We start from the raw sequence: 364 nt of genomic DNA, 5'->3' as shown, positions 1-364 counted from the left end.
GTGGCCCTCCTTCGGCGGCTTCGTCGCCGCGGGCGGCTCGGGCTTCGGCTCGACCTTCGACGCGGCGTCGGGCCCCATCGCCGCCAGGATCTCGTTCGCGAAGAGGAGGAGCTGATCGGGGTCGATCTTCTCCGAGCTGCGGCCGAACCGGGCCCGCAGGAGCTTGGCCAATTGATGCTGGAGGCCGTCGATGAGCCGCCCTTGCTCGCGCACGGTGTCGACGAGCTCGCGGATCATCGCGTGCGAGGCGGGGAGGTCGTCGGGGAGCGTGCCGGGGACGTCCTTCATGCCCGTATTACGGGCGGGGCCGACGATCGTGACAGAGAATGTTCAGGATCTCATACGAATGCGGATCCCTCCTGGG

The 364-nt window shown here is 68.4% G+C and carries 1 protein-coding gene; it reads right to left on the bottom strand.

Translation table 11 applies throughout. From position 1 onward, the window contains the following. A partial coding sequence (locus tag G6O54_RS37130; protein ID WP_205679204.1) for an IS66 family transposase occupies window positions 1–288 on the bottom strand: 288 nt, incomplete at its 3' end. Window positions 289–364: the final 76 nt, after the last annotated feature.

It is taken from the genome of Aquisphaera insulae, assembly GCF_011064615.1.
Lineage (GTDB): Bacteria > Planctomycetota > Planctomycetia > Isosphaerales > Isosphaeraceae > Aquisphaera > Aquisphaera insulae.
Note: the sequence above shows the minus strand (reverse complement) of the source record. Positions and strands in the feature narration are given on the sequence as shown.